This is a genomic window from Acidithiobacillus sp. HP-11 (assembly GCF_015100075.1).
GTDB classification, from domain to species: Bacteria; Pseudomonadota; Gammaproteobacteria; order Acidithiobacillales; family Acidithiobacillaceae; genus Acidithiobacillus; species Acidithiobacillus thiooxidans.
The window spans coordinates 1-4,606 of sequence record NZ_JACKYY010000086.1; the positions used below are offsets into that span (position 1 = coordinate 1).

Sequence of the window (4,606 nt, forward strand, 5' to 3'; positions counted from 1 at the left end):
AAGGTAAACAGCTTGTCTTCGTCCATCATTAACCTTCCCTAGATCAGCAATGCCCTAAGACTACCGTACCCTCGTATCCACTCCAAGTAGCGAGGAGCCCGCAATATATCGTGAGATTGAAAAAAGAATACATTGGCCCCTAGCAGTAAAGTGGCAGCAACAGCTGGATCAAAATCAGATCGTACCTCTCCCTGTGTCTGCCCTAGCTTGATTAATTCTACCAAATCAAGAAAGATGTCTAAAAACCCCTGTTCTGCAAAATCTTGAGCCCTATGTGAACCTTCCTCTGTAATTTCTCGCCAAAGTAAGCGCACTAAATGCGGCTTTAAAAGCATCGAATTTAAATGATTTCTGACAAATTCATTTAAGGTATTTACTATAGAATGTTCCGATTTCAGTGCTGCACTCAAATCTTTACGAATGGCTTGACTGGCCAACCCTAAAACAGCCATATAAAGATTTTTTTTATTTGAAAAGTGGTAATAAATATTAGCTTTACTAACACCCGATTTTCTGGCTATTTCGCTCGTTGTAACAGAATCAAAGGCTTTTTGCGAGAAAAGCTGTTCCGCCGCATCAATAATCATTTGTCTGTGATCTTTTTTCAAGGAGTTTGGTGTTTTTTTCATGGCATTTCCTCAGCTGTTTTCTCTGTACGCTTATCTGGTAATTATTATATTTACAAACCATCTTGGTACAGAACAATATATCGATACTACTATGTTTGCAAGAAGCCTCATATGCTTTAAATATCCTTTGCCAATACTCCTTAAACGCGTTGTGGATGATAGTTGTCCAGGCCAGTTCCCACCAATCATGGTGGGGGCACATAGGCATAGAGCAACTCAAAAAAACTCCCCATTTCTATTAAAATGTGGTGAGTAGATAGGAATGGGAAGCAGCCATGGCCGGATTGGTTGGACAAACACAATTCTTCCCCGGAGATCGCCGGGTTAGAGCGCTGGATATATTGGGTGATGGTCTGCCCTTGCTGAATCGCGTGATTCCCTGGGAACGCTTCGGCCCGATTCTGGATAGCATACCGAAGGCAAAGGCCAAGGACCGGGTGGCAGGAAGCCCTATGACCGGATACTGCTATTCAAGATGATGGTTCTGCAGCAACTGCATAATCTCAGTGATGAACAGACCGAATACCAGATTCAGTATCTTCTCAAACCGGGATGATGAATCTGGTCTGCAACACGCGTCGATTCACCCACTTGTTGAAGCAAGAGGTAACTTAGTAGGGAGTAATCCCTTTAAAACCCGCAAGAATGGCAAAAAAGCATAGAGAACATCATGACGATGCGGAATAATCTGAAATCGCTGAAAAGAGCGAGTGGAAAGGATGTGTGCCCGTCTCAAACCGCAAAATTTTTGTTATTCAAGGCACCCTTCTGTTATTACGCGGTAGATTTGTCCTCCATAAAACCCGGATATAAAACAAGCCTGTAACCCGCTATACTGGACTCCGGCCCGGATTTTCGGTAAAACGGGCGGTATGGAATCGACAAAATCCTTCAATAAAATGCTTGCAGATATTCGGGTTCGCCCGAACGAACACGCCGAGGAAGCGTGCTATCAGGCCCTGATGGCTGCTGACCCAACGGGCGCTGGCTACCTACCTGATAGAACAGCAGGCCCATTACTATTTTACCGTGAAGGGAAATCAGCCGACCCTGGAACAGGATATCGCGGCACAGTTCGCCCATTGTGGTGCCCCCGACTTCGTGGAGGTCTCGCCGGCCGATCACGGTCTTATTGAAACCCGCCGGATCTGGTGCAGTACAACCCTCAATGACTACGTCGACTTCCCACATGTCGGCCAGACTTTCCGGATAGAGCGGGAATGTATCCAGAAGAAAACCGGCAAGCGCTCTCTGGAAGTGGCATTGGGGATCACCAGTCGTACTCCGAAGGAGGCTTCACCGCAGCGTCTGCTGGAAGTGAACCGTGGACACTGGACAATCACAACGATACCGCCCTTTTGCGCATCCGCCAGCACCTCGTCGACCGATAAACGTCGCATCTCCGCCGGCTGCGCCTCACGATCTAAATGGCTTGCACTGCTTCAAGGCCAAGAGTATTGTTATGCTATGTATATGTGATTTACATATACCAACCAATAACCATCTAACTGTGAGGTGACTTATGTCTGACAACACACCAAATCTGGCACAGGAACTGATTCGTACCGCCAATGCGCTGCGTGAGCGCGGTCTGCTGTTCCGTGGAGCACACGCCAATCTTTCTGCGCGGCAGGACGACCGCCTGCTTATCACCCGTGGCGGGTCGGTCGCCAATCTGGGTGAAAAGGACCTCTCCTGGCTTCCGGTCGCGGCAGAAGGCCTGCAGTCTGATTTCGATGCCAATTACCGAGAAATCATTGAGATGCACACCCGGCTTTACCGGCATCGTGCGGACATCTGCGCGATCATTCACTGCCACCCGGCCCACAGCACCGCGTTCGCCGTCGCCCAGCAGCCCGTGCCCGCAGTTTACGAACCAATGCTTCGCCAAGGCATGCATACTGATGTGCCCGTCGTCGCTTGGGCACCGCGCGGTTCGAGCGCATCGGTAAATGGCATACTCGAGGCATTCGATAGGCCCGATACGGTAGCCGTACTGCTGGCCAACCATGGCGTACTGGTGACGGGCGAGACGCCTGAAGTGGCACTGAACCGCCTGACAGCATTGGAAGAGGCCGCAGAACTGGTATTGCATGCGCGCGTGCTGGGCGGAGAAAAGGCCCTACCTGATGCCGCTTATCAAGAAGTGGCGGAACGCATGCAACGTTTCCGGAAGGCGTCTTGAGACCCAAAGAATCAAATCGCCAAGGCCGACACCTGGCAAGCTTTGCGCTGCTCCTCTGTGCGGAGGCGCCGGCGCATGGCCTCGCTCTTCACCGGAGCATCAACGAACTACTGCCGGAAGGGCTCACCGTAGATGCCGGCAATCTCTACCGACTGCTGCGAGAGATGGAGGCACGGGGCACATTGCGTTCGGAGTGGAGCACTGTCGGTTCTGGAGCGGCACGCCGCGTTTACCAGATTACCCCAGCGGGTCTTGACGAATTGGCAGAGTGGCGCGAGGACATTGCGCGCCGCCGCCAAGCCTTCGATCTTTTTATCCAACGCTACGATGCACTGCCGGTCCGCAACACACGAACACTTAAGGAATCCGCTAGATGAATGAAACTCCCGTTGAGACACGTTACAAGGAGCTATTCGGATATATCCCCGATAGCGTACGCCTGAGAATTGATCTGGCACGCAGAGCTGGCCGTGAGGCTGCTCTCGAGGCCATTGAGCACCTGCGGGACACGCTGATCCATCACAATCCGCTTGAACGCAAAACCCAGCAGCTTGTCCACCTGGGCATGCTTCTGGTACTTGGCCGTGAGGCACCCGCCCTGATGCACGCACATGCCGCCATCCAGGCAGGCGCGGACGCGCCTGAGCTGCACGGCGTGTGCGAAACGGCAGCCATTGTCGGCGGGATGCCGGCTTACAACCTCGGTGTCCAAGTGGTCAGCGAGGCTCTGTGGGAATCCACAGGAGACAACACCAATGCGTGATGTCACCTCGGCGCAATCCAGCACGCACTCCGGTACAATCGAACTGCGCCTGACCGCTGCTGCTCGAAGCGCGCTAGCGCAACGTGAGACACCACTACTGGTGCATCTTGAATTGCTGTTCAGTTGCATGATTCGCAAACAGGTGCTGTTCCTGGAGTCAGAACATCCTGACGCCCTCCTGCTTGATGGCGGCGAGCAGCAAGTACGGATCGGGTTCCGCGCCGTCGGCACAAAGACCTGCCTGATATCCGACCAACCGGTGCCCGATCTGCAAACCTTCCCCATCAAACGAGTGGAACCGTTCCTGCCGCGCTGGCTGAGTCTGGATATCAAACATGGACAATGGCGCGGAGAATTTGGTTACGTAGGCAATTAAAGGTGCGCCCTTCATGCAACGAGGGTAAGCACTCAGCGTTTTGTATCTCCTTTATTCAAAGGAAACCGACTTGGATTAGGCTGTGGATTGGGAGGTGTGCCAGCTTCTCTGCAGTCTGCTTTAAGTGGTTCACGAACCAAATCTCCTAGCAGTCTGTCGGACTTTCACTTTGCCTAAAATATCATATAATTACTTATAATTCAATGTGATGAGTGATTTTATGGCCCACTTCCTCGATGCTGACCGCAAGATCGATTATCTTCTGCCCCCCCTCCATGGACGACTGGCTCCCGGAAGGGCACCTGGCGCGTTTTATTGTGGAAGTCATTGATCAGCTCGACCTCTCTACTGGCCCAACAATATGCGGGTCGTGGTCATAAGGCCTATCACCCGGCCACCCTCCTGGCGATTCTGGTCTACGGCTATGCCAACGGGGTCTTTTCCAGCCGTAAACTGGAACAAGCCACCTATGATTCCGTGGCTTTCCGTTACCTCGCGGCCGGTAGCCATCCGGATCACGATACCCTGGCCACCTTCCGTCGCCGTTTTCTGGGCGAACTGCAAGGATTGTTCGTGCAGGTCCTGGAACTGGCGCAGGAGATGAAACTGCTGAAGATCGGCCGGGTCTGTCGGCCGATCTTCAGCAGTTTCAT

The 4,606-nt window shown here is 52.3% G+C and carries 8 protein-coding genes and 1 pseudogene; 7 read left to right on the plus strand and 2 right to left on the minus strand.

What is annotated here, in order from left to right; genetic code table 11:
• Positions 1–38: 38 nt before the first annotated feature.
• Entirely contained in the window at positions 39–629 is a 591-nt protein-coding gene (locus H7F08_RS14835) for a TetR/AcrR family transcriptional regulator (RefSeq protein ID WP_193640966.1), read from the minus strand.
• Positions 630–904: 275 nt separating this feature from the next.
• On the opposite strand from H7F08_RS14835, the gene H7F08_RS14840 reads away from it, so the two are divergent.
• Positions 905–1,108 carry a hypothetical protein gene (locus H7F08_RS14840; protein ID WP_193640967.1) on the plus strand — a complete coding sequence of 68 codons (204 nt, stop codon included), beginning with the start codon at positions 905–907 and terminating at the stop codon, positions 1,106–1,108.
• Positions 1,108–1,185, plus strand: coding sequence for a hypothetical protein (locus H7F08_RS15975; protein WP_227487909.1), 78 nt, complete (start codon positions 1,108–1,110; stop codon positions 1,183–1,185). The genes H7F08_RS14840 and H7F08_RS15975 overlap by 1 nt, the downstream gene beginning before the upstream one ends.
• 335 nt (positions 1,186–1,520) lie before the next feature.
• Here the strand turns inward: H7F08_RS15975 and H7F08_RS14850 are convergent, their stop codons facing one another.
• The gene (locus H7F08_RS14850) at positions 1,521–1,820 is read right to left on the minus strand and encodes a hypothetical protein (protein WP_193640968.1); all 300 of its coding nucleotides are present in this window, start codon (positions 1,818–1,820) and stop codon (positions 1,521–1,523) included.
• 331 nt (positions 1,821–2,151) lie between these two features.
• Here H7F08_RS14850 and H7F08_RS14855 point away from each other — a divergent pair, with 331 nt between their 5' ends.
• From H7F08_RS14855 to H7F08_RS14875, 5 genes and pseudogenes are all read left to right on the plus strand, one after another.
• A complete protein-coding gene (locus H7F08_RS14855; RefSeq protein ID WP_075323942.1) occupies positions 2,152–2,814 on the plus strand; it encodes a class II aldolase/adducin family protein in 663 nt (220 codons plus the stop codon).
• Positions 2,811–3,191, plus strand: a complete 381-nt coding sequence (locus H7F08_RS14860) for a PadR family transcriptional regulator (protein WP_031572420.1) — start codon at positions 2,811–2,813, stop codon at positions 3,189–3,191. Before H7F08_RS14855 ends, H7F08_RS14860 begins: the two co-directional genes overlap by 4 nt.
• Positions 3,188–3,577 carry a carboxymuconolactone decarboxylase family protein gene (locus H7F08_RS14865; RefSeq protein ID WP_193640969.1) on the plus strand — a complete coding sequence of 130 codons (390 nt, stop codon included), beginning with the start codon at positions 3,188–3,190 and terminating at the stop codon, positions 3,575–3,577. Before H7F08_RS14860 ends, H7F08_RS14865 begins: the two co-directional genes overlap by 4 nt.
• Positions 3,570–3,953 carry a hypothetical protein gene (locus H7F08_RS14870; RefSeq protein ID WP_024895201.1) on the plus strand — a complete coding sequence of 128 codons (384 nt, stop codon included), beginning with the start codon at positions 3,570–3,572 and terminating at the stop codon, positions 3,951–3,953. The genes H7F08_RS14865 and H7F08_RS14870 overlap by 8 nt, the downstream gene beginning before the upstream one ends.
• A 220-nt stretch (positions 3,954–4,173) precedes the next feature.
• Positions 4,174–4,606 (plus strand): annotated as a pseudogene (locus H7F08_RS14875) (transposase); the annotation flags it as partial.